29 protein-coding genes and 1 pseudogene are annotated in these 22,742 nt (G+C 63.5%); 28 read left to right on the top strand and 2 right to left on the bottom strand.

Translation table 11 applies throughout. From position 1 onward, the window contains the following. The first annotated feature begins 105 nt into the window (after positions 1–105). From EGJ34_RS02770 to EGJ34_RS02695, 17 genes are all read left to right on the top strand, one after another. Positions 106–306 (top strand): hypothetical protein, encoded by a 201-nt coding sequence (locus EGJ34_RS02770; RefSeq protein ID WP_125358889.1) that lies wholly within the window; start codon positions 106–108, stop codon positions 304–306. 128 nt (positions 307–434) lie between these two features. Then, on the top strand, positions 435–638 hold the full coding sequence (locus EGJ34_RS22490) for an HNH endonuclease (protein WP_221740372.1): 204 nt from the start codon (positions 435–437) through the stop codon (positions 636–638). 176 nt (positions 639–814) lie between these two features. Continuing rightward, entirely contained in the window at positions 815–1,231 is a 417-nt protein-coding gene (locus tag EGJ34_RS02760; RefSeq protein ID WP_125358885.1) for a hypothetical protein, read from the top strand. Continuing rightward, a complete protein-coding gene (locus tag EGJ34_RS02755; RefSeq protein WP_221740371.1) occupies positions 1,232–2,917 on the top strand; it encodes a terminase TerL endonuclease subunit in 1,686 nt (561 codons plus the stop codon). Continuing rightward, positions 2,917–3,489 (top strand): HK97 family phage prohead protease, encoded by a 573-nt coding sequence (locus EGJ34_RS02750; protein WP_125358883.1) that lies wholly within the window; start codon positions 2,917–2,919, stop codon positions 3,487–3,489. The genes EGJ34_RS02755 and EGJ34_RS02750 overlap by 1 nt, the downstream gene beginning before the upstream one ends. 105 nt (positions 3,490–3,594) lie before the next feature. Next, positions 3,595–5,043, top strand: coding sequence for a phage major capsid protein (locus EGJ34_RS02745; protein WP_125358881.1), 1,449 nt, complete (start codon positions 3,595–3,597; stop codon positions 5,041–5,043). A 51-nt stretch (positions 5,044–5,094) separates the two neighbouring features. Further along, positions 5,095–5,451 (top strand): hypothetical protein, encoded by a 357-nt coding sequence (locus EGJ34_RS02740; RefSeq protein ID WP_125358879.1) that lies wholly within the window; start codon positions 5,095–5,097, stop codon positions 5,449–5,451. 1 nt (position 5,452) lies between these two features. Further along, entirely contained in the window at positions 5,453–6,838 is a 1,386-nt protein-coding gene (locus EGJ34_RS02735; protein WP_125358877.1) for a phage portal protein, read from the top strand. Further along, positions 6,831–7,853, top strand: a complete 1,023-nt coding sequence (locus EGJ34_RS22070; RefSeq protein WP_185750040.1) for a hypothetical protein — start codon at positions 6,831–6,833, stop codon at positions 7,851–7,853. The genes EGJ34_RS02735 and EGJ34_RS22070 overlap by 8 nt, the downstream gene beginning before the upstream one ends. Beyond that, a complete protein-coding gene (locus tag EGJ34_RS02730; protein WP_185750039.1) occupies positions 7,846–8,241 on the top strand; it encodes a head-tail connector protein in 396 nt (131 codons plus the stop codon). Before EGJ34_RS22070 ends, EGJ34_RS02730 begins: the two co-directional genes overlap by 8 nt. Next, the gene (locus EGJ34_RS02725) at positions 8,241–8,582 is read left to right on the top strand and encodes a phage head closure protein (RefSeq protein ID WP_125358873.1); all 342 of its coding nucleotides are present in this window, start codon (positions 8,241–8,243) and stop codon (positions 8,580–8,582) included. The genes EGJ34_RS02730 and EGJ34_RS02725 overlap by 1 nt, the downstream gene beginning before the upstream one ends. Further along, on the top strand, positions 8,579–9,079 hold the full coding sequence (locus EGJ34_RS02720; RefSeq protein WP_125358871.1) for a hypothetical protein: 501 nt from the start codon (positions 8,579–8,581) through the stop codon (positions 9,077–9,079). Before EGJ34_RS02725 ends, EGJ34_RS02720 begins: the two co-directional genes overlap by 4 nt. Beyond that, positions 9,073–9,753 carry a glycosyltransferase family A protein gene (locus tag EGJ34_RS02715; RefSeq protein ID WP_185750038.1) on the top strand — a complete coding sequence of 227 codons (681 nt, stop codon included), beginning with the start codon at positions 9,073–9,075 and terminating at the stop codon, positions 9,751–9,753. Before EGJ34_RS02720 ends, EGJ34_RS02715 begins: the two co-directional genes overlap by 7 nt. Then, positions 9,750–10,241: a hypothetical protein gene (locus tag EGJ34_RS02710; protein WP_125358867.1), complete on the top strand. Its 492-nt coding sequence runs from the start codon at positions 9,750–9,752 to the stop codon at positions 10,239–10,241. Before EGJ34_RS02715 ends, EGJ34_RS02710 begins: the two co-directional genes overlap by 4 nt. Beyond that, on the top strand, positions 10,241–10,594 hold the full coding sequence (locus EGJ34_RS02705) for a DUF3168 domain-containing protein (RefSeq protein ID WP_125358865.1): 354 nt from the start codon (positions 10,241–10,243) through the stop codon (positions 10,592–10,594). Before EGJ34_RS02710 ends, EGJ34_RS02705 begins: the two co-directional genes overlap by 1 nt. Before the next feature lie 61 nt (positions 10,595–10,655). After that, positions 10,656–11,159, top strand: coding sequence for a phage tail tube protein (locus EGJ34_RS02700; RefSeq protein WP_125358863.1), 504 nt, complete (start codon positions 10,656–10,658; stop codon positions 11,157–11,159). A gap of 83 nt (positions 11,160–11,242) precedes the next feature. Beyond that, positions 11,243–11,599 (top strand): phage tail assembly chaperone family protein, TAC, encoded by a 357-nt coding sequence (locus EGJ34_RS02695; RefSeq protein WP_125358861.1) that lies wholly within the window; start codon positions 11,243–11,245, stop codon positions 11,597–11,599. Here the strand turns inward: EGJ34_RS02695 and EGJ34_RS02690 are convergent. Beyond that, positions 11,596–11,958, bottom strand: coding sequence for a hypothetical protein (locus tag EGJ34_RS02690; RefSeq protein WP_125358859.1), 363 nt, complete (start codon positions 11,956–11,958; stop codon positions 11,596–11,598). The genes EGJ34_RS02695 and EGJ34_RS02690 overlap by 4 nt on opposite strands. On the opposite strand from EGJ34_RS02690, the gene EGJ34_RS02685 reads away from it, so the two are divergent. The 11 genes and pseudogenes from EGJ34_RS02685 (at position 11,957) to EGJ34_RS02645 (ending at position 22,256) form a co-directional block, all read left to right on the top strand. Continuing rightward, positions 11,957–14,005, top strand: coding sequence for a hypothetical protein (locus EGJ34_RS02685; RefSeq protein WP_125358857.1), 2,049 nt, complete (start codon positions 11,957–11,959; stop codon positions 14,003–14,005). The genes EGJ34_RS02690 and EGJ34_RS02685 overlap by 2 nt on opposite strands. 1 nt (position 14,006) lies before the next feature. Then, positions 14,007–14,342, top strand: a complete 336-nt coding sequence (locus EGJ34_RS02680; protein WP_125358855.1) for a phage tail protein — start codon at positions 14,007–14,009, stop codon at positions 14,340–14,342. Between the two features lie 9 nt (positions 14,343–14,351). Continuing rightward, positions 14,352–15,653, top strand: a complete 1,302-nt coding sequence (locus EGJ34_RS02675) for a tail fiber domain-containing protein (protein WP_125358853.1) — start codon at positions 14,352–14,354, stop codon at positions 15,651–15,653. After that, a complete protein-coding gene (locus tag EGJ34_RS02670; RefSeq protein ID WP_125358851.1) occupies positions 15,650–16,345 on the top strand; it encodes a phage minor tail protein L in 696 nt (231 codons plus the stop codon). Before EGJ34_RS02675 ends, EGJ34_RS02670 begins: the two co-directional genes overlap by 4 nt. A gap of 51 nt (positions 16,346–16,396) precedes the next feature. Next, positions 16,397–17,170: a C40 family peptidase gene (locus tag EGJ34_RS02665; protein ID WP_260476881.1), complete on the top strand. Its 774-nt coding sequence runs from the start codon at positions 16,397–16,399 to the stop codon at positions 17,168–17,170. Further along, on the top strand, positions 17,163–17,765 hold the full coding sequence (locus EGJ34_RS02660) for a tail assembly protein (protein WP_125358849.1): 603 nt from the start codon (positions 17,163–17,165) through the stop codon (positions 17,763–17,765). The genes EGJ34_RS02665 and EGJ34_RS02660 overlap by 8 nt, the downstream gene beginning before the upstream one ends. Next, a complete protein-coding gene (locus EGJ34_RS22645) occupies positions 17,762–19,039 on the top strand; it encodes a hypothetical protein (protein ID WP_260476880.1) in 1,278 nt (425 codons plus the stop codon). The genes EGJ34_RS02660 and EGJ34_RS22645 overlap by 4 nt, the downstream gene beginning before the upstream one ends. A 63-nt stretch (positions 19,040–19,102) precedes the next feature. Continuing rightward, positions 19,103–19,303 (top strand): annotated as a pseudogene (locus EGJ34_RS22640) (phage tail protein); the annotation flags it as partial. 642 nt (positions 19,304–19,945) lie between these two features. Further along, positions 19,946–21,274, top strand: coding sequence for a DUF1983 domain-containing protein (locus tag EGJ34_RS22845; RefSeq protein ID WP_312023013.1), 1,329 nt, complete (start codon positions 19,946–19,948; stop codon positions 21,272–21,274). Continuing rightward, positions 21,271–21,552, top strand: a complete 282-nt coding sequence (locus tag EGJ34_RS02650) for a hypothetical protein (RefSeq protein WP_125358847.1) — start codon at positions 21,271–21,273, stop codon at positions 21,550–21,552. The genes EGJ34_RS22845 and EGJ34_RS02650 overlap by 4 nt, the downstream gene beginning before the upstream one ends. Then, complete coding sequence (locus EGJ34_RS02645; protein ID WP_125358845.1) at positions 21,552–22,256, top strand: hypothetical protein; 705 nt, start codon at positions 21,552–21,554, stop codon at positions 22,254–22,256. The genes EGJ34_RS02650 and EGJ34_RS02645 overlap by 1 nt, the downstream gene beginning before the upstream one ends. Here EGJ34_RS02645 and EGJ34_RS02640 read toward each other — a convergent pair whose 3' ends face one another. Then, positions 22,257–22,685: a hypothetical protein gene (locus EGJ34_RS02640; RefSeq protein ID WP_125358843.1), complete on the bottom strand. Its 429-nt coding sequence runs from the start codon at positions 22,683–22,685 to the stop codon at positions 22,257–22,259. Positions 22,686–22,742: the final 57 nt, after the last annotated feature.

Below are 22,742 nucleotides of genomic sequence, written 5' to 3'. Positions count from 1 at the left end.
GCCGGGGGTCACCGCGCCGCGCCCACCTGCGCATCGTCTGTTGGTCTGGGCCGGCGTTCCACTTGCAGAACTTCCGCGTCCCCAATCTGTACTCGGGAGAACCACATGAGCCTGTCCGACCGCCTGCGCCGCCTCGAGCAGCAGCAGGAAGAGCAGCGACTGGCCACCGCACGGGTGGAGGAGAAGCTGGACGCTCTGCTGGGTGCCTTGGCAGAAGAGGGCGAGGAAGAGCAGGACCAGCCGGCCAGGGATCTGGACGGCGGCTTCATCCCCGGTGAGCGGGACCAGTCGCAGAGCCTGGGCTGATGGCCCGCATCACCACGCTCGCCCCGCGCATCGCCTGCGCACCCAGCAGGTTGAAGCCCACCGCACCGGTGGTGCCCACGTATGGGAAGGGGAGAGGTGGCCGCCCCTGGCGGCGGAAGAGGGACGCTGTGCTGCTGAGGGACAAGTATCTGTGCCAGTGCGAGGACTGCCAGGCCGGTGGCCGGCTTCCCCTGCTGGCAGACGAGGTGGACCACATCGTGCCTGTGGCAGAGGGCGGCACGGACGACGAGTCGAACCTGCGAGCCATCAACCACGGCTGCCACAAGCTGAAGACGCAGGCAGAAGCGCGACGTGGAGCAGCACGGCGCTGAACGTGGAACATGAAAGCCGGCCGTGAAACCTGAACGAAAAACGTGAAACCTGAACGTGAAACCTGAACGGGGCCCGGGGGGGTGTGAAAAATTTTCAGACCTTCGACCTCGGACACCCGCCGCCCACTCATTCAGAGGTTTTTTTCTCAGCCGGAATTTCAGGCTGAAGGCCATTTATGCGCAAAAACACGAAACCGGGTCGGCCGGCGTTCAAGGCGACCGCCGTGCAGCGCCGCATGGTCACGAACGCGGCGGCCAGCGGCATGTCGCACGAAGAGATTTCCATTGCGCTCGGGGTGTCCCGGAACACGCTGGAGAAGCACTTCGAGAAGGAGCTTTCCACCCAGGCGCTCAAGCGCCGGATGGAGGTGATGGACGCCATGGCGAGGACGGCACTTAAGGGCAACGTGGCAGCCCAGAAGGCGTTCCTTGCCAACGTGCCCACGTTGAGTGCGCCCCCGGTTCCGAAGGAGAAGCCGATGGGTAAGAAGGAGCAGGCCAACGTCGACGCCGTGGGTGCCGAGGCTGGCACCGGCTGGGATGGCCTGTTGAACAACAACGTGACGCCGATCCGCAGCGCGGCGGGGAAGTAAGTGGGCTGGGATCTCTCCTGCCGCGACTGGTGGGAGAAGCTGCAGGCCGGCCAATTGCCGGTTGCTGACCTGCCTTTGTGGACCCCGCAGGCGGAGCGGGCAGCGGCTATCCTCGGGCGGCTTCGCCTGGCTGACGTGCCGGGTACGCCGACGGTAGCGGAGGCCGGGGGCGAGTGGTTCCAGGACGTCACCCGCAACATGTTCGGTTCCCTCAACCCGGAGAATGGCCAGCGCGAGATTCGCGACCTGTTCGCCCTGGTGCCGAAGAAGAACGCCAAGACCACTTTCGGTGCCTTGGGCATGGTTACCGCGACGCTGCTGAACCAGCGCCCGCGTGCGACGTTCCTGATGACAGCGCCGGTGCAGGACACCGCGCAGCTGGCGTTCGACGCTGCTGCAGGCGCGATCGAACTGGATCCGGTTCTGGATGCCAAGTTCCACATCCGGCACCACCTGAAGACGATCATCCACCGGGAGACGAAAGCCTCCCTGGAGATCATGACGTTTGACCCGTCCGTGCTCACCGGTGTGAAGGTGTCCGGCGGTGCGTTGATCGACGAGCTGCACGTGTGCGCCAAGAAAGCCAAGGCCGCCCAGGCGCTGCGCCAGATCCGAGGCGGCATGGTGCCGTACCCGGAAGCGTTCCTCTGGTTCATCACGACCCAGAGCGACGAGCAACCGGTGGGTGTATTCGCCGACGAGCTGCAGAAGGCGCGGGATATCCGCGACGGCAAGCGCGTCGGCAAGATGCTTCCAGTGCTGTTCGAGTTCCCGCAGGAGGTGCAGGAATCGAAGGACCAGCAGTGGAGGGATCCGGCGCTGTGGCCGCTGCTGAACCCGAACATCGGCCGGGCCATGACGCTGGAGCGCATGGTCGAAGAGTTCGATGACGCAGAGGGAACCAGCGAGGCGGAGCTGCGCAGCTGGGCTTCGCAGCACCTCAACGTGCAGATCGGCGTCGCACTGCACCAGGGCAGCTGGGCCGGCGCTGAGTTCTGGGAGGCGCAGGCGGACAAGGGGCTCACTCTGGAGGCGATGATCCGCCGGTGTGATGCGATCACCGTGGGCATCGACGGCGGTGGACTGGACGACCTGCTGGGCCTGTCTTTCTGCGGCCGGGACAAGCACACGAAGCGGAAGCTGCTGCTGAGCTGGGCCTTCGCTCATCCGAAGGCACTGAAGCGGCGCAAGAGCGAGGAATCCCGCTACACGGACTTCATCGCTGACGGGCACCTGATGGTTGGCAGTGAGGCGGAGGAAGGCGCGACCGACCTGCGCGACATGGCCAAGATGGTCAAGAAGGTCGAAAAGGCCAGGCTCCTGGCTGGCATTGGCGTCGATCCTTCCGGGCTCGGCACCGTGCTGGACGCCTTGGCCACGGAGAAGATCGACGCGGACCTGATCACCGGTATCCGCCAAGGCTGGCAGCTGACTGGCACCTGCAAGGTTTTCGAACGCTGGCTGGCCGATGGGCTGCTGACGCACGACGGCTCGCGGCTGATGGACTGGTGCGTGGGCAATGCCAAGGTCGAGGCATCCAAGAACGCGCTGTACGTGACCAAGGCGGCCAGTGGCGTCGGGAAGATCGACCCGCTGATGGCTGCCATGAACGCTGTCGAGTTGATGTCCCGCAACCCCGAGCCGCAGAACAAGAAACTCGTCCTCATGACCCTGGGTGGAGCCTGATGAACATCGAGAACCGCGCCTACAGCGTGTTGGAGGTCAAGTCCTACGACGACGACCAGCAGATCATTACCGGCTGGGCGACCACGCCGGAGCCTGACCGCTACGGCGACATCGTAGAACCGCTGGGCGCGAAGTTCGCAGCCGAACTGCCGCTGCTCTGGCAGCACCGCCACGACAGCCCGGTCGGCATCGTGAAATTCGGCAAGCCGACGGCGAAGGGCATCCCCTTTACCGCGACCGTCGCCAAGATCACCACTCCCGGCGCGCTGAAGGATCTGTGCGACCTCGCCTGGCAGTCGGTGAAGGAACAGCTGGTGCGCGGCGTCTCCATCGGCTTCCGCGCGCTGGAATACAGCTACATGGAGGGCGGCGGCATCCGCTTCACGGAGGTCGAGATCTTCGAGCTCTCCCTGGTCACCATCCCGGCTAATGCCGCGGCGACCATCCAGACCATCAAGGCCATGGACACCACCGGCATCCGTCGGTCGGTGAACTATGGCGTTCCCCTCATCCAGCGCCAGGCGGAGAAGGTCGAAAGGCCTGCCGGCGGCGCGGTGAAGTTGCTGCACTGAAGCACCGGGCCACGCGGCCCTGCGGGGTGGAACCCGCTTCCCACTTATGCAGGCACTGCCCGGCGTGGAACCCGGGTCGAACGGCTGCGCCACAAGGAAATCCGAATGAACATCGCAGAACAGCTGGAAAAGCTCCGCGCCACCCGTGTCGAGCTGGAGAAGAAGCTGAACACCGTCGTCGAGAAGTCGATGGGTGAAGGCCGGTCGATGAACACCGGTGAGCAGGAAGAGTTCGACTCGGTCAAGGACCAGATCAAGGCCCTGGACGGCGACATCGAGCGCTTTGAGCAGCTGCTGGCGATCCAGGCGCGCTCGGCCGTACCGGTTGCGCCCATTGCCGCGGATAACGCGCAGCAGCCGGCGGGTACCGTCGTGCACCAGCGCGGCGCAATTCAGGTGCGTTCGGCCGAGAAGCTCGAACCGGGCATCATGTTCGCCCGTCACGCAATGTGCGTGTTCGCGGCGCGCGGAAACATGCGCGAGGCGTCGTACATCGCAAAGGAACGCTTCGGCGTCGAAAGCGCGATCGCGAAGGCCCTGGCCTTCTGCGGCTCGCAGAAGATGGAATCCATTTTGCAGGCGAATGTCACCAAGGCGGCCGTAGATGCCGCCACCACCACCGATGCGACCTGGGCTGCCCCGCTGGTGGCGTACAACCAGTACACCGCAGACTTCGTCGAGTTCCTGCGGCCCCGGACCATCGTTGGTCGCTTCGGTCAGGGCGGTATCCCGTCGCTGCGCCGTATCCCGTTCAACGTGCACATCCGCGGCGCGACCTCGGGCGGCACCGGTTACTGGGTGGGGCAGGGCAAGCCGAAGCCGGTGACCGCATTCGGCTTCAACGACGTCTACCACGGCTGGTTCAAGGTGGCCGGCATCACCGTCGCGACCGATGAGCTGATCCGCTTCAGCGACCCGGCTGCGGAAACCCTGTTCCGCGACATGCTGGTCGACGCCTTGGTCGAGCGCATGGACACCGACTTCATCGACCCGGCTTTTGCAGGCGTGGCGAACGTCGCCCCGGCGTCCATCACCAACGGTGTCACTGCCATCCCCTCGTCGGGTAACACCGCGGCGGATATCCGTGCTGACCTGAACGCGCTGTGGGCGGCGTCGGATGAAGCCAACCACGTGTTCACCACGCCGGTTTACATCATGCGTGCCTCCACCGCACGTTCCGCGTCCTCGCTGGTCAATCCGTTGGGCCAGAAGGAGTTCCCGGACCTGACCCCGCAGGGTGGTTCGATCGATGGTGTGCCGGTGATCGTGTCCAACTACGTGCCGGCGGATTCGGACGGCAGCTACGTGGTGCTGGTGGATGCCAGCAACATCTATCTGTCCGATGACGGCCAGGCCACGGTGGACTTCAGCAACGAGGCGTCCATCCAGATGATGGACAACCCGACGAACGCGAGTGAGCCGGCCACCGCAACGTCGCTGGTGTCGATGTTCCAGACCGACAGCACCGCGATTCGCGCCCACCGCTTCATCAACTGGTCGCGTCGTCGCCAGACGGCGGTTGCGGTCCTGTCCGGCGTGAACTGGGGTAACTAACCGGTGCAGGGGAGGGCCAGCCGGCTCTCCCCGATTCCAGGAGATCGAAAAATGAAGACCATCGTGATTGTGAATGGAAAGCCCGTAGAGGTTCCTTCGTTCCATGCTGATCGCCTCATCCGAAACGGTAAGGCGCAGCTGCCGAAGAAGAAGGCTTCTGGCAGTCCACCAGCAGAAGAACAACCTGCTGCAGCTGAGCCTCCGGCAGTTCCGCCTGCTCCGGAGCCGGTCGAACAAGTTGATTCAGCACAGCCGGAGAAGCTGGCAGATCCGGTGGAGCCGGTGGAGGTGGTAGAGCCGGTAGAGGCGAATGCGGCCGGCGATGCAACCCAGGACGCGGCCCCGCCAGCGAAGGAATCGTCCACGCGGCGTGGTTACAGCCGCCGTGACATGAAGGCAAAGGACTGACATGCGCATTTTCGGGCTGGAAGTTACGCTGGCGAAGAAGGCACTGACTCCAGTCCCGAAGCGCGGCGGCTGGCGCTCTCTCATACGCGAGCCGTTCTCTGGGGCATGGCAGCGGGACATGGAGGAAGAGCACGGAACCGTGCTCTGCTACCCCACGCTGTACGCGTGCCTCAACCGAATCGCCTCAGACATCGGCAAGCTGCCGTTCGTCCTGAAGACCAGGGACGAGAACGGCATCTGGCGCGTCGAGACGAAGAACACCTCGTATTGGCCGGTACTGCGTAAGCCCAACGGCTACCAGATCGCCCAGCAGTTTCGCGCGGTCTGGATGCTGTCGAAGCTGATCCAGGGCAACACCTACGTGCTGAAGGGTCGCGACGAGCGCCGCGTTGTGAACCGGCTGTGGGTGCTGGATCCCTGCAGCGTGCAGCCGATGGTTTCCGAAGGCGGCGAGGTGTTCTACCAGATCAACTACAGCACCGGTTCGAACCTGCTGCCGGAGAACTACCCTGGCACCCAGCTGATCGTGCCGTCCAGCGAGATCATCCATGACCGGATGAACTGCTTCCACCACCAGCTGATCGGCGTGCCGCCGCTGTGCGCTGCTCACTGGCCGGCGGTGAAGAACCTGAAAATCCTGAAGGACTCGACCACCTTCTTCTCCAATGGTGCGAGCCCGGGCGGCATCCTGACAGCACCGGCTGGCATGTCCGATGAGGACGCCCAGTTGGTCAAGGACTACTGGAACACGGAATTCCAGGGCGCGAAGGCCGGCAACGTGGCTGTCGTCGGCGCTGACATGAAGTTCACCCCATTCGCCTTCAAGGCTGCCGATTCGCAGCTGGTCGAGCAGATGCGGTACTCCGACGAGCAGGTGTGCCAACCGTTCGGCATTCCGCCCTTCAAAATCGGCATCGGGTCCATTCCGGCCGGCATGAAGGTCGACGACATCAACCAGCTGTACTACTCGGATGCGCTGCAGGCGCACATCGAGGGAATGGAAGAACTGCTCGACGAAGGACTGGGAATCTCGCTGCCGATGGGAGTGGAACTCGATCTGGAACCGCTGCTGCGGATGGACGTTGGCAAACAGGCCGAGGTGCACACGAAGCTGACTGCCGGCGCGATCGAAACCCCGAACGAAGGCCGGCTCGCCTTCAACCTACCGCCGCTGGAGGGTGGCGACACCGTCTACATGCAGCAGCAGGACTTCCCGCTGGACCAGGTCAGGAAGAACGAGATCAATGCCGCACCGGCACCGGTTGAAACCCCGGCACCGGCAGAGGACGACCCTGACGACAGCGAGGAACTGAAAGCGCTGCAGCAGGAGAACTTCATGTTTAAGGCCCTCGAGGCCGCCCGAGCCGAGGTGTTCCGCAATGAGTGACCCAATGGACTTCGGCAAGATGATCGGCGGCCTGATCCGCGAGGCTCTCGCCCCGATCCTAAAGCGTCTGACGCAGCTGGAAGAGCGGGAGATTCCGGCTGGCCAGCCTGGCCGTGACGCGGATCCGGAGATGGTCGCCGAGCAGGTGCGTGCCGCCATCGCGGTGCTGCCCGCACCGGCCGCAGGGAAGGACGCCGACCCGGTGTCCGACGAGCAGATCGCCGCCCAGGTTGCGAAACATCTGGAAGCCAACCCGGTGAAGGCGGGCCGTGACGCAGATCAGGTCGATGTCGAGGCGCTGGCCGACCTGGTGGTGGCGAAGCTCCTGGCGTCTGACCGGCTGGAAACGCTGCTGGACGTGGGCACCACCGCGGCAGTGGAGAAGTACTTCGCCCAACATCCGGTGCGTGACGGGAAGGACGCGGATCCAGTGGCCATTGCGGGCATGGTGAAAGAGGCCGTGGCCGCGCTACCTGCTCCGGAAAATGGAAAGGACGCCGACCCGGTGACGGAGCAGCAGCTGGCCGAGGTGGTGGCCAAGCACCTGGCCGCGAACCCGCCGCAGGCCGGCGCTGACGGCGTTGGCCTGGCCGGGGCGATGATTGACCGTGCTGGCGAGCTGGTGATCACCACCACAAAGGGTGAGGCGATCCGCCTGGGGGTGGTGGTGGGCAAGGACGGCAATGATGGCATCAGCTTCGAAACCGCCTCTGGTGAGTACGACAGCGAGCGCGGCTTCGTAATCACGCTGGGCTCTGGCGAGCGCCGGAAGGAACTGGTGCTGCCGTACATGGTCCACCGCGGCTTCTGGCGTGAGGGCCTGGGTATGAAGTCCGGCCAGTCCATCACCCACGATGGCGCGCTGTGGATCGCAAAGCGCGACAACGCCTCAAAGCCCTGCCTTGAGAACGATCAGGACTGGGCGCTGGGCGCACGGAAGGGCCGTGACGGGAAGGACGGCAAGTCGGTGCGGCTGCCGCAGCAGCCCGTGCAGCTGGGCGGCGGCCATGCGTGATTTCGTCACGGTTGAGCAGGCCCGCCAGCAGCTGCGCATCGACGGCGATGCTGATGACGCCTGGCTGGTCATCTGGATCCCGGCCGTGTCGGGTGCGGTCGCTGGCTGGCTGAAGGATCGCTGGCGGCCGTACCAGCTGCAGCTGGACTCCAACGGAGATCCGCTGCGGGACAGTGACGGCGACCTGGTGCTGCTGGTCGACAGTAATGGCGACCCCATCGCCCAGCCGGCCGTGATCGGCGCGACGCTGGTAGAACTGGCCTCCCAGTACCGGTACCGGGAAGGCGAGGGCGACAACACGGTTCCTGCAGACGCCGGCCACGGCTACGTCCTGTCGCGCGCGGCCACCGCGCTGCTGGCACCTCTTCGTCGATCGACGGTGGTCTGATGAGCAACGTAGCTGCAGGCGAGCTGCGCCACAGGGTGCGGATACAGGAGCAGGTGACGGCCCGCGACAGCGATGGTGTGTCCCAGACCAGTTGGGTGGATGTGGCCACGGTGTGGGCATCGGTAGAGCCGCTGTCGGCCAGGGAGTTCATCCAGTCTGGCCAGGGGCAGTCGGCGGTGACGGCGCGCGTCACCATCCGGCACCGCGCCGGGCTGTTGCCGACCATGCGCTTGGTCCACCGGGGGCTGGTCTACAACATCGCAGGCCTGCTGCCGGACAAGGCTTCGGGTTTGGAGTACATCACCATCCCGGTGTCGGCAGGGGTCAACGAAGGCCAATGATCGAGGTTGATCTGCTGGGACCAGGTCCGAGCGCGTCGGCTGGACTGGCCGAGCGCTTGCGCGGACGGCGGGTCGGTGTGGTGAGCAACGCGCATGAACTGGCACCGTGGGCTGAGTTCCTGGCCGCCAACGACCGGCAGTGGTGGGACAAGTACCCAGCCGCGCGGCAGTTCGCTGGTGCGAAGTACAGCAGCCACCGCATCGGCGGGGTGAACCTGCTGGCCGGCGCGGCGACGAACTGGAACAGCGGCGTGCTGGCGCTGGCCGTGGCCGTGCACCTCGGCGCACGGCTGATCCGGCTGCACGGGTTCGATATGCACGGCACCCACTTCTTCGGGCCATACGCGAATGGGCTGGCCAACACAGCGCCGCCCCGGCGCGAGGTCCACAAACGACAGTTCGAGCTGTGGGCGCAGATGCACCCGCAGGTGGTGGTGCTGAACTGCACCGCAGGTTCCGCGCTTCAATGCTTTCCCTTCGAGATCGAGCAATGCTGACCCTTCTGACCGCAACTGGTGCACGGCCTGCCGCCTGGGCGCTGTGCGAGCGCTGGATGGCCAGGCAGGACTACGCCGGGCCGGTCCGTTGGATCATCGTGGACGATGGGTCTGAGCCGCAGCCGGTGACCTTCCAGCGGGAAGACTGGCAGCTGGTGCTGGTTCGCCCCACGCCGAATTGGTCTGTTGGCCAGAACACCCAGGCTCGCAACCTGCTGAAGGGGCTGTCTGCGGTGGATGCCAATGATCAGCTGGTGATCATCGAGGACGACGACTGGTACTCGCCGGACTGGCTATCCACCGTTGCCCGGGAGCTAGAACACGCGGAACTGGTCGGCGAGCGGCTGGCGCGCTACTACAACGTACAGCAGCGCTGCGGGAGGCAGCTTTCCAACACCAGTCACGCCAGCCTGTGCAGCACCGCGATGCGTGGCTCGGCGCTGCAGACCTTTGCCGAGGCCTGCCGCTCACGACCGCAGTTCATTGATCTGGAGCTGTGGCGTAGCGCGAAGACCCGGCATCTGTTCGACGGTCACCGCGTCGTCGGTATCAAGGGCCTACCCGGACGGGGCGGTATCGGCATGGGGCATGCGCCGGGTTTCAAGGGGCGGCCAGATCCGAGCGGTGAGCTGCTGGAAATGTGGGTAGGACCTGACGCGGCGGCGTACCTGTGAAAGTCGAGTTCAAGATCACCGGGATCGACGGCGTGCTCAGCACGCTGCAGTCCCTGCCGGCAGAGGTCGTGAGCAAGCGCGGTGGGCCTGTGAAGGCGTCTCTGGCCAAGGGGGCTCGGGCGCTCCGGGACCGAGCGAAGGAGAACTTCAGGCGCTCGGTCGCAGCCAATGGCGCGGCAAGCACCGACACCACCGTGAACCACATCATTTCCAGCCGCGGTAAGGCTCCGACCGGAACGAATGGCGAGCGCTACCTGGTGCGCGTGAAGCGCAAGGCCTTCATCAACGCCAGGGGCACCGCCACCAGCACGCGGAAGGCAGCGCAGCTGATGGAGTACGGATCATCAACTCAGCCGGCCTATCCCTGGCTCCGACCGGCGGTCACCCGGTACGGGACGCAGATCATCGACATCGTCACTGAGGACCTGCTTAAGCGGCTGGACCAGCTCACGAAGCGCCTCGGCGCGCAGAACCGGGGGAAGGGCTGATGTTCCCGAAGGTGTACAGAACCATCCACACGGAAGCGGTAGCGGCCATCGTCGACGACCGAATCGGCCGGCACGGCGATATCGCGGCAACGGAGCGACGGCCCTACATCACATGGCAGATCGTCACGGGCCAGCCCTACGACAACCTCAGCAGCGGGCCTGGCGGTGACTTCACGACGGTGCAGATCGACTGCTACCACGCCAACGACGGTGACGCGGAGAAGCTGGCCCTGGCCATTCGGGCGGCGCTGGACGGAGCGCTGATCTGCAACCGGGTAGTGGTCAACAACCGCGACCCCGACACGAAGCTCTACCGGGTCGGCATGGAAGCCGACTTCATCGACCAGCGCTGAGCCGCTGGCAACCACCACCAGCCGCCGCAAGGCGGTTTCTTTTTGACCAGAGGACTTTGCAATGACCGAGGGCGTCATCAAAACCCAGGGGTCCGAGCTCTTCACCGTGGACAAGCTGAGTTCCAGCGTCGCCTCGGTCCTGAAGTTCGAGTGCCCGACTGGCATCACCGGCCTGGGCGGCGCAGCCGACCAGATTGAATCCACGTGCCTGGACACCGTGGGCGACAAGGAATACGAAGGCGGTTTGGGCAATCCCGGGCAGGTCAGCGTGCCCTTCAACTTCATCCCGCGAAGCGGATCGCACCAGATCCTGTTCGAACTGAAGGAATCGCGCGAGGTGATCCCCTGGCTGATCGGCCTGAGCGACGGCACCGCCGTGCCCACGCTGGATACCGAAGACGAGCTGGTTGCGCCGGCATCGCCCGCGCGTACGTCGATCGCGTTCCGCGGCTATGTCTCCGACCTGAACATCGACATCGCCACCAACGAGATCGTGCGCGGAACGCTGACGATCCAGCGGAGCGGCAGCGTCATTCCCTATTGGAACGGGCCGTACACGGCCTGACGGCTTCTACGACAACCTTCGGGGTGTCCGGCTCTGCGCGCCCAGCCGTCGCGTACCCGGCCCCCACCTTCTGAGAACGGCTGATGGACAAGAGCAGAATTCTGACGAGCAATGCCCCGGTGGCCCGCGAGGTCACCTTCAGCGACGGCACCACCGAGACCGTCCATTTCAAACAGGTCAGCGCCGGCCAGGTCCGCCGCTGGCGTGCCGCAGAAGCGTCCAGCGACGAGGACGAGCGGTGCTTCTCGATGCAGCGCCTGGTGGCGGCCAGCCTGTGCGATGCCGATGGCAAACCGGTGATTACGGAAGCGGAGTCCGCAAACCTCACCCCCACCGGTCTGACCGACCTGTTCCCCCATGTCGTCGCGGTGGCCGGCATCGGCGCTGACCAAAAAAAATCCTTGCCGAGCGCGGACGCGAGTACTTCAGCTGCATCCTAGGCCTCGCGCTCGGCAAGACCCTCGGGGAGATCGACGATCTTCCCGAGCCAGAGTTCCAGCGCTGGCTCGCGTTCTACGAGCTGTATCCCTTCGACGACCTGCACCGCTACCACCGGCCGGCCGCCCTGATCGGTGCCAGCTTCGGCGGGTCGATCCAGAAGAACCTCGAGTACCTGCAGCCAGTCCCGGTTGCCCACAAATTCCCCGATGCCGACCTGCGAACTCTCGCAGCCTTCGGCCTGAAACCACCCAGAGGCTGATCTGATGGCAACTGCCGGATCCATCGTCGTCGACCTGTTGTTGAAAACCGGGTCGTTCGTGACGGACGCCCAGCGCGCCGAAAAGCAGATGAAGTCCATGGAGCGGACTGCCTCTGGTGTTGGTAAGGGGATCGTCGCCGGCTTCACTGCCATCGGCAGTGTGGTGGGCGGTGCCATCGCGGCCATTGCAAGTTTCGATGCCGCCCTCACTGGCCTGACCACCGCGATCAACGCCGCTGACCGCCTGGACGAGCTTTCCGCTCGCTTCAGTATCTCTACGGAGACGCTGGCAGGTTGGGGCTATGCGGCAAAGATGACCGGCAATGACCTGGAGGCGCTGGTCGGCGTCATCCCGAAGTTCTCCAAGAACATCGCCGACGCCTCGAAGGCCGGCAGTGAAGCCGACAAGACCTTCAAGGCGCTCGGGATCTCGGTCAAGGACCAGGCCGGCAACCTCCGCAGCTTCGAAGACCTGCTGCCAGAGGTGCAGAACCGCTTCGCCGGTATCAGCAATGAAACGACGAAGACTGCGCTGGCCATGCAGCTGTTTGGCCGGTCCGGCGCGGAGTTCCTGGAGTTCCTGAGCCTGGGCGCGGATGGCATGCGCACCATGGAAGAGCGGGCCAGGGCGCTTGGCATCGTGATCGACTCCGACACCGCTGGCGCAGCGGCGGAGTTCAATGACCGAGTGGACGACCTGCGTGCGGCGACGCAGGGGTGGTTCACCCAGCTTGCGGGTGAACTACTGCCGACGCTCACCGACCTCACCACGCAGCTGGTGGACATCGCCCGAGAGGGCAGCGGCGTCAGGGACGTCGCTTCGTCGATCGCCAGCGCATTCCGCGAGATCGGCAAGGCGGCGGAGATCTTCGGGGTAGTGGAAGACTGGCTGGACCGCCTCCGCGGTGGCCTTGTAGCCGTGGAGAAGCAGGGCAACGCGGTGATGAAGCTGGTCACCGGACAGTACAGCGGCCTGCTGGGTTCACAGGGCGGCGGCTGGGAGCAGTTCGCCAAGGAATACCAAGCCGGCACCGCCTACGCCGACAGCGGCTGGAAGGCGATGCAGGGCCAAGGTCAGGGCATACCGGACGCTGGGCGCAGCGGGCCGCGTGGGCGGCGCACGCGGGCAACGGCGGAGGAGATCCAAGCCACCAAGGATCAGACCGAGCAACTGCGCAAGGCGGCCGAATGGGAAGCAAAGCTGCAGTCGCTGTGGGGCGAGAGCGCGGAGAAGTCCAGCAGGGCGTCGAAGTCGAAACAGCAGGGGATGTCGGAGGAGCAGAAGGCCGCTGATGCGCTGGCCAAGTCCTACGACTCCCTCAACAGCAGCATGGATCGACGGCTGTACATGTTGGAGAACGGCGACGGCCAGGAACAGGCAGTCCGGTACGACATAGAGCGCGGCGAACTGCAGAGGCTCACGGCTGCGCAGCAGGAGAACCTGCTGAGTCTTGCAAAGACCATTGACGCCGTGGAGGACTACAAGGCTATCTACGGCGAAGGCATGGACGCCATGGCCAGCAGAACGAAGGAGGCTTCCGGTACGCTTTCCACCTTCGGCGAGCAGGCGGCCCGCAATGCGCAGGATGCATTCGCCGAATTCCTGTTCGACCCCTTCGAAGATGGCGTCGACGGCATGGTCAAAGGGTTTGCCGATGCCCTGAGGCGCATGGCTGCACAAGCAGCCGCCGCAAAGTTCTTTGAGATGGTCGGCAGTTGGGCGTCCAACTACCAGGGCGGCGGTTCCAGCTGGATCAACGCCATCGGGCAGGCCATTGGCAGTTACGCCGGTGGGCGCGCAGGGGGCGGCCCGGTCGCTGGCGACAACGTGTATCGCGTCGGCGAAGGCGGCCGGCCGGAACTGTTCCAGCAGGGCGGCAAGTCCTACCTGATCCCGGGTGATGCCGGCTCGATTGTCCCCATTACCGCCAGCGCTCAAGCCGCAAGCGGATCCAGCGCTGGCGGAGCGCCAATCAACGTCATCACCAACGTCACCGTGAGCGACAGCGGGACGCAGAGCACCACCAGCGGCAGTCAGGACCAGGCCGGGCAGCAGCTCGGTAACCTGATCAGCAACGTCGTGAAGAAGGAACTGATTCAGCAGATGAAGCCCGGCGGGATTCTCGCCAGCGCGAGGTCGTACTGAGATGGCAGAAGAGTTCACCTGGTGCGTGCGCACCGAGATCAACGGCACCGGCACCTTCTCGGTGCGAGAAGCGAAGTTCGGAGATGGCTACAGCCAGGCCGCGTCCGAAGGAATCAACAACGAAGAACAGCAGTGGCCGATCTCCATCGTCGGACGCGCGGCAAAGGTGCAACCTGCCCTGGAATTCATTCGTGCGCATCAAGGCGCTCGCTCTTTCCTGTGGACGCCGCCCCTCGGTGCGCAAGGCCTCTACCGGTGCAAGACATACAACCTCATCCCACATGGCAACGGCGTATTCACGCTCAACGCCACCTTTGAACAGACGTTCCAGCCGTAAGGGATCACTATGGACCTTGAAATCATCGATCTCGACACGCCTCAGCCTGGCGGGAAAGTGGGAGATCCTGCTCGCGTCGCCTTTGAGAAAGTCAATGACAACTTCTCGGCGGTCGGCGCAGCGCTTCCAGAAAAGACCGCCAACGAGTTCGTATTCTCCGGTACGGACATCACCGAGATATCGCTGGGTATCCGAAACGACGGTGGCGGCACGCCCGTGCTCCACTACCATTTCAAACACCCCACGGCGGGATTCCCCGGCGATGGTCAGCTGGTGGGCGGAGCGGGCAGTCGGCCATGGACTGGCGCTGGCTATTCTGACCACTCCACCGCGGCATACCACCTCATCGCCACGCAGGCGCATACCGCAAGCGCCCAAGGAACCGACTTTCGAGTACTCGCCACCCCGCTTGGCGCGACCCAGTCGGGGCGTGTGTACGTAGCCAACTTCAATGGCGACGGAGACGTCATCGTTTCGAAGGGGCTGACGCAGCGCAAGGTGGTTCCGGAAGAGCGAGGTCGTGGCATCGAGATCGCAAGGAATGCTGCTCCGGCAGAGATATCGCTGGTCTCGAACTACCCTGGCTTTGGCTCGCTTATTCGCGGCTACACCATCGGCGGTACCGTCGTTGCACCCACCGCAACGCCGGGTTCGTCTGCCGTAGGCATCGGCTTGTGCGGCCATGATGGATCTGCATTCGTCGGATCAAAGGCCATTGTCGCGCTGATTGCGGGAACGAACTGGACGACAACCTCCACCCCCACGTTCGTTTCCCTGGAGACGACGGCAGCGGGGTCCACTACGCGTACCCGACGTTGGGTTGTGGCAGATTCTGGCCATCTCCAGCCCAGTGCAGACAACACCTACGATCTGGGCAGCGGGTCGTCCCGCGTTCGGCAGATCTATTCCAACAATTCGGCTATCTCCACTTCCGACGCCGAACTGAAGACGTCGCCTCGAGACCTGAACGCTGAAGAGCTGGCGGCGTTCTCCGAGATCGGACGGCTGCCTATGCTGTGGCGCTGGCTGTCGAAGGCCGGCTGCAGCGCGGATGACGGTCGGCTGCATGCAGGCCCTACCGTACAGGCAGCCATCGCTGTGATGGATAGCCACGGACTCAACTGGCGGCACTACGGTTGCTTCTGCTACGACAGCTGGCAGGCGGAGGCCGCAACCGTCAACGACGAGGGGGAGGTGATCCGTCCCGCCCGGGACGCCGGCGAGATCTACGGCCTGAGAAAGGACGAGCTCCTGTTTCTGGTCACCCGAGCGATGCTCTCTGAACTGGATGCAATGAGGAACGCGGCATGATCACCGCCGATGCCCAGCAGTTGGAGCCGGGCGGCAGGGTCACGGTGTACGAGTTGGACTGCAGCAGCTTCGGAGCAGACCAGCTGTTCTTCCACCAGCACCTGCGGTCGGAAGTCATCTGGTGGCAGGGGCAGGAATATGGGGCCTGGCCTATCGAGGCGACCGGGTTCGAACGCACCAGCGACCAGCCGCCGAACCCTCGCCTGAAGGTAGGCAACATCGATGGCCGTATCGGTGCCCTGTGCCTGATGTTCGACGACCTGGTCGGCGCGCGCATCATCCGCCGGCAGACGCTGGTGAAGTACCTTGACGCAGCCAACTTCGCCGAAGGCAATCCGACCGCAGATCCTGACGAGCACTTCCCGGACGAGATCTGGTTCATCGAGCGCAAGGTTTCTGAGGACTACCAGGTCATCGAGTTCGAGCTGACCACCGCGATCGACCTCAATGGCGAGCAGCTACCGCGTCGGCAGATCATTGCCGGCCTGTGCGGATGGGGAAGCATCGGTGGGTACCGCGGCCCGTACTGCGGTTACACCGGCCCAGCCGTTGCAGACGCGGACGACAACCCGACGGACGACCCGTCGAGGGACCAGTGTGGGCTGCGCGTTCATAGCTGCAAGCTGAGGTTTGGGGAGAACAACGAGCTGCCGTACGGCGGCTTCCCGGCCGCAGGCCTGCTGCGAACCTAACCGAATTCACCAGCACCATTCCATCCCAGCCCGCCTTGAGCGGACTTTTTCATGGGCGAAGACATGCAACAGAGCACCCTCCAGGCCATCCAGGCGCATGCCGTGGCTGAGTACCCGCGCGAGTGCTGCGGCCTAATCGTGGCCACGGCCGAGGGCGAGATATATATCCCTTGCCGGAACACAGCTACGACGCCCAGCGAGCACTTTCGACTTCCCGGTGAGGACTACGCTGCGGCGGAGGATCTGGGCAAGGTTCTGGCGCTGGTACACAGCCACCCGAACGCTGCGGCCGCGGCATCGCAGGCGGACCGCGTCATGTGCGAGCTGCCCGACCAGCTGCTGCCTGGCTCGGGCATACGCTGGCACATCATCAGCGTCGGTCAGGTCGTGGGTGAGGAGCCGAGCTGCGGCGACGTACAGACCATCGTGCCGTGTGGCTACGAAGCGCCTCTGGTGGGCCGAGAATTCGCGCACGGCATCCTCGACTGCTACACCCTGGTGCGTGACTTCTATGCGCGCGAGTTGAGCGTACAGCTCAACCAGTACGACCGGCAGGATAAGTGGTGGGAGCAGGGCGAGGACCTCTACAGTCTTGATCGGCTCCGTTCCGAAGGCTTCGACCTGATCCCCGACGAGCCGCGCCGCGGCGACATGATCCTGATGCAGTTCCGGTCGGACGTGCCGAACCATGCCGGGGTCTATCTCGGCGACGGGAAGATGCTGCACCACATGCAGGATCGGCTGTCCGAGGTCGTGCCCTACGGCGGCATGTGGGCAGAGCGCACGGTGCGTATCGTCCGTCACCGCGAGGTGCGTCATGACTGAGCGGGTGCGCACCGTCCGTCTCTACGGAGTCCTCGGCGCACGCTTCGGCCGGGAGTTTCAGTTGGCCGTGGGCAGCGCCAGAGAGGCAGCCTATGCCCTGAGCGTCATGCTTCCAGGCTTCCGCCAGTTCATGGAGCAGGCGAAGTCAAAGGGCATGGAGTTCGCCGTGTTCCTCGGCAGGACCAACCTGCGCCCCGACCAGATCGACGACCCGCCCGGCGACGACGTTATACGCATTGCGCCTGTGATGGTCGGCTCTAAGCGCGGCGGCGTTCTGCAAACCGTGCTGGGAATCGTGCTCATCGTCATCGGTGTGGTGCTGAACGTTTACACGGGTGTGAGCGGAACTCCGCTAATCAACCTTGGCGTGAGCATGGTGATTGGCGGGGTGGTGCAGATGCTTTCACCGCAGCCCAAGGGGCTTGGCGCGCAGGACAGCGTCGAGAACCGCCCGAGCTACAGCATGAACGGAACGGTCAATACCCAAGCTCAGGGCAACCCGGTGCCGTACGCCTTTGGAGGTGATGATGTGCTTGGGATGCTGGTTGGTTCGGCTGTTATCAGCGGCGGCATCATGGCGGAGGATCAGCAGTGAACCTGCCCGTTCTTTACAGCCATCCTGGTACGGATCTAGCGGTCGTCCCGAGCTGCCGCGACTTGGTGGGTGCAGGTGGCAAGAGCGGCAACGATGGTCGCACCCCGGTAGAGTCGCCAGATAGCCTGAACTCCATCGCGCGCGCTCGCATTCTGGACCTGATCAGCGAAGGCGAGATTCGCGGACTTGTGGCCGGGAACCAGTCTATTTACTTGGACCAGGTTCCAATCCAGAACGCAGACGGCACGCTCAACTTTCAGGGTGTGCGCGTTGAGACGCGCTCTGGGACGCAGGACCAGAGCCATATCCCTGGCTTTCCGTCTGTAGAAAATGAGATCGCTGTCAACGTCGAGTTGCGGAGTGACAGTCCAGTGGTGCGCAGCGCGACTGGCTCCGAGTTGTCGGCGATCCGGCTGCGCTTCGGGGTGCCTGGTCTGCAGAAGGTCAACAGCGAGAACGGTGATACGAACGGCTACGTGGTCAGCTACGCCGTTGATCTTTCCACCGACGGAGCTGCCTACACCACCGTCTTGACGAATGCATTCAACGGCAAGACCACCACAGAGTACCAGCGCAGCCACCGCATTGACCTGCCGCCTGGAAACGAATGGCAGGTTCGAGTCCGCAGACTCACCCCGAACGCGAACAGCGGCCTTGTGACGGACCGTGTGAATGTGCTCTCGATGACCGAGGTCATCGATGCAAAACTCCGCTATCCGAACTGCGCCCTGGCCGCAGTGGAGGTAGACGCGAGCCAGTTCCAGAACATCCCAACCCGGTCCTACCGAATCTGGGGCCGGATAGTGCGTGTGCCGAGCAACTACGATCCGATCAATCGCAGCTACACCGGCGTATGGGACGGCACCTTCAAGTCCGCGTGGACGAACAACCCCGCGTGGGGATTCTTCGACATTGTCACCAACGATCGATTCGGACTTGGTGACCGTTTACCACTGGACTGGGTGAATAAGTGGAAGCTGTACCAGATCGGGCAGTACTGCGATCAGATGGTCAGTGACGGGCGGGGCGGAATGGAGCCTCGCTTCACCTGCAGCCTGTACATGCAGACCCGTGCTGATGCCTACCGCGTACTGCAAGACATGGCGTCTATTTTCCGTGGGATCAGCTACTACGCAGCGGGCCAGATTCTGGCATCCGCTGATATGCCCCAGGACCCGGTGTTTACCTTCAGCCAGGCGAACGTCATTGACGGTCAGTTCGTCTACGAAGGTAGTGGGCGAAAGACCCGCCATACCGTAGCTCTGGTGTCGTGAACTGACCCAGAAGACTTTGGCCGCCAGAAGGTTGAGCCCGTTCAGTACCTTGCCGGCGTTCAGCGCTACGGCATCCAGCAGACCGAAGTCACGGCCATCGGCTGCCATTCACGGTCGCAGGCGCAGCGCATTGGTAACCACATCCTATACACCGAGAATCTGGAGACGGAGACGGTTTCATTCGCGGTGGGCCTCGATTCCCTGACCTGCATGCCCGGGGACATCATCCAGGTCGCGGACCCTTACCGCGCTGGTCGACGCAATGCAGGACGTATCAGGAGTGCTGGCGCTGACACGCTCGTCCTGGACAAGGTGCCGGAGGAGATCTATGCCGGCGATACCATTCGCGCAACGTTGCCTAATGGGCGATCCGAAGCACGGACAGTGGAGTCGGTGGCTGGCAGCACCGTCACCGTAACCGTTCCCTGGTCGTCGCAGCCAGTGCCGCAGTCTATCTGGGCGTTGGAGAACGCGGTGCTGGCGCTGCAGCAGTTCCGGGTGATCGGCATTGCCGAGAATCCGATCACTGGAGACGAAGGCCTCACCTACCGTGTTACCGCACTGAAGCATGTGCCTGGAAAGTTTGCCGCGATCGACGATGGCACAAAGCTCGAGCAGCCGCCGATCAGCATCATTCCTCCCAGCGTCCAGCCGCCGCCGACGAACGTGCGCCTTTCGTCGCACGTGGTAATCGCCCAGAACATCGCTACCCCTACGCTAACTATCGAGTGGGACGCCGCGGACAAGGCCATCGCCTACGACGTGGAGTGGCGGCGTGACGACCTGAACTGGGTGCGTGCCGGCCGCGTGGCAACGGCCAGTCTTGAGGTGCCCGGCATCTATGCCGGCCAGTACCTTGCCCGGGTGCGCGCGGTCAATGCGCTGAACGCCGTGTCCATCCCGGCCATGAGTCCGCTGACGACCATCGAGGGCAAGACGGAGCCGCCGCCGGCCCTGACTTCGCTGACCACCACCAGCATTGTGTATGCCATTGGGCTGCAGTGGGGTTTCCCTCTGGGAGCTTCCGATACCGAGCGTACTGAGATCTGGTACGGGCCGTCTCCGAACCTGGGTGCCGAGAGCACGATCAAACTGGGCGACTTCGCGTACCCTCAGAACAAGCACCAGATCAACGGATTGGCCGCCGGTGCGCGCTTCTTCTTCTGGGGCCGCCTGATCGACAAGAGCGGAAACGTCGGTCCATGGTATCCGGCTGAGCTTGAAGCAGGTGTTATGGGCGAAGCCAGCGTAGACCAGTCTGAGTACGACGAGTACTTCTCCGGCCGTATCACGGAGAGCGCGTTGGGTCAGGATCTGCTGTCGAAGATCGAATCCATCGACAGCATCGTGCCGCTGATCTGGGAGGAGGATGCCGAGTACGAAACCGGGCAGACCGTGATCTACAACGGGAAGATCTGGAGCTGGACAGGGGCAGAGCCGGGCAACGAAGAGCCGCCGGGTACCAACTGGCAGGACATTGGCGATGCCATGGCGCAGGCAGGCGCAGTGGTGGGGCGCGTCGACACGCTGGAGTTGCAGATCAACGACCCGGAGACGGGGCTGCAGGCTGTCGCCGAGAAGACGGACGGCCTGTTCGCTCAGATCGACACGCAGCACGCTGGCGATGAAGAGTGGAACGCCGGCGACATGAACGTCTTCGCGGGTACTCTCACCGTTCAGACCGCTGTTGTCGGCGGCGATTACGCGATGGGTAAGCGGGTGGACACCGTGGAGGCCGAGGTCGGAGATACCAACGCCTCAGTGCAACAGGTCAGCCAGGCGGTGGTTGGGATCGACGGCCGCATCAGTGCGACGTACACCCTGCGGGCCCAGGTCACTGACGGTGGGCAGATCTACGCGGCTGGTATGGGGCTGGGCGTCGAACAGCAGCCCGACGGGAGCTACCAGTCTCAGTTTCTGGTGCAGGCAGATCGGTTCGCTGTGATCAATGTCGTGAACGGCGCAGTGACTGCTCCGTTCGTCATCCAAGGAGGGCAGACCTTCATCAGCCAGGCGCTAATCGGCACAGGTTGGATCCAAAACGCCATGATCGGGGACGTCATCCAGTCAAATGCTGTTGGCGCAGGTGGGCAGCCGCGGTGGAAGCTCGACAAGAACGGGACGCTGACTATGACCGGGCCGGCGAATGGAGGCTACCTCACCATCAACGACCGTGTGATCGAGGTGTTCGACGCAAACAACGTGCGCCGGGTGCGCATGGGGATTTGGGGATGATCGCGGGTCTGGAAGTCAACGACGCGGCGGGGCAGCCGGTTATATCGGTCACTGACCGTCTGCCCCGCACGTTGGGAACCGTATGGACGGGGACCACCAGCGGATCGGTAGGGCATGCGGGCTTGGAGCAGGGAGAGCCTTGGTTCACTATTCTCGGTCAGGAAATTGGCTACGTCTCCCCGGAGGTCAGCTTCTCTGGCACGACCATGACGTGGACCTTTGAATCGGCGGTTACCGCTTTTCGGGACAACTGTTTGATTTTGTACGGAGTGCGCTGATGCCCGCTGGCCTGACCATCGTCAATGACGCCAACACGGTGCAGATCGACGAAAACTACAAGAACCTTGCTGTAGCTACGAAGGTTCCGTTCACTACCACTATCGTGTCGGGCGGCGCGTTCTGGGGGAACTATCAGCATGCGGACATCGTTTACACGGCGCGATACGCGGAGCCGCCGATGGTGGCCGTGGAGGCGACTGAGGGCAGCTTCGTTTTCCTGCTATCTGCCACCGGCAATACGTTCACTTTCCGGATGGTCTTCCCTTTGGCTGGTTCTACTGTCACGGGAACGTTCTGGATCTTCGATCAGCCCCCAAGCAGCTCAACAAGTACATTCGGCCTTCAGGTTTGCGACGCGCAGGGCCGGCTCACGTTCGACGCTCTCTTCCGCTATGCCAGAGTTGTCGGCCGGATGTCAGTGCCTTTTCAGAACTGGGGCGATCCGGACCAGCAATACCCTGTGCCGGCCGGCAGGAAGTACATCGCGGTGCAGTCGGTGTGTGGGACCTATGCTCAGTCGAACCCGATTAGCATTCCAGGGCAGCCACCGTCGTTTGATCGCCTGATCGCCATTCGCTTAGTGTTGAATCAACCAGGTGCCTTGCAGACTGCCCGGCACCTGATGACCTACAACATGAGCTTTGCCATGCCCAGTATGCGCCGTACTGCCGAGTACACCATCCTGGACATGACAGGCGCTTAATCACCAGAAGCCGAGCTTCCCCACCTTCCTCTCCCGCTTGCCGCTCTGGTGGTACAGCAGGTTTCGCGTGGCCATGTACCCTGGGATTTCCCGTTCGCTCTCACTGAAGGTGCCTTTGCCCCACGTGCGGGTTGCAAAGTAGACGGTGGTATCTGCCGGCAGTTGGCAACTGTGCGTCTTTGCCGACAAGCGAAGTTCAACCTGATATCCGCCTTCCGAACGCTCTATTACGCTCCCGCAGACCCTATGCCCGGTCGCGTTGGTGTAACGGACCGCTTTCGGAGCGATTCGAACCATGAAGCTGTCGAGGGTTTCACCTGGGGCGGATACTTCCTGGTAGGAATCGACCACCTGGGCATCGTCGAGCGGCTCTGCAGCGATACTGGCGAATGCTGAAGCTGTCAGCAGGACAAAGATCAGTGCACGCATTTCGCTCTCCTTGTGTGTCGTGGTGACAGCACAAGGTTAGGGGCGAAAATGGCCCAT

The organism is Stenotrophomonas sp. 278, from assembly GCF_003935715.1.
Lineage (GTDB): Bacteria > Pseudomonadota > Gammaproteobacteria > Xanthomonadales > Xanthomonadaceae > Stenotrophomonas > Stenotrophomonas maltophilia_AH.
This window is presented reverse-complemented; position numbering and strand designations above follow the sequence as displayed.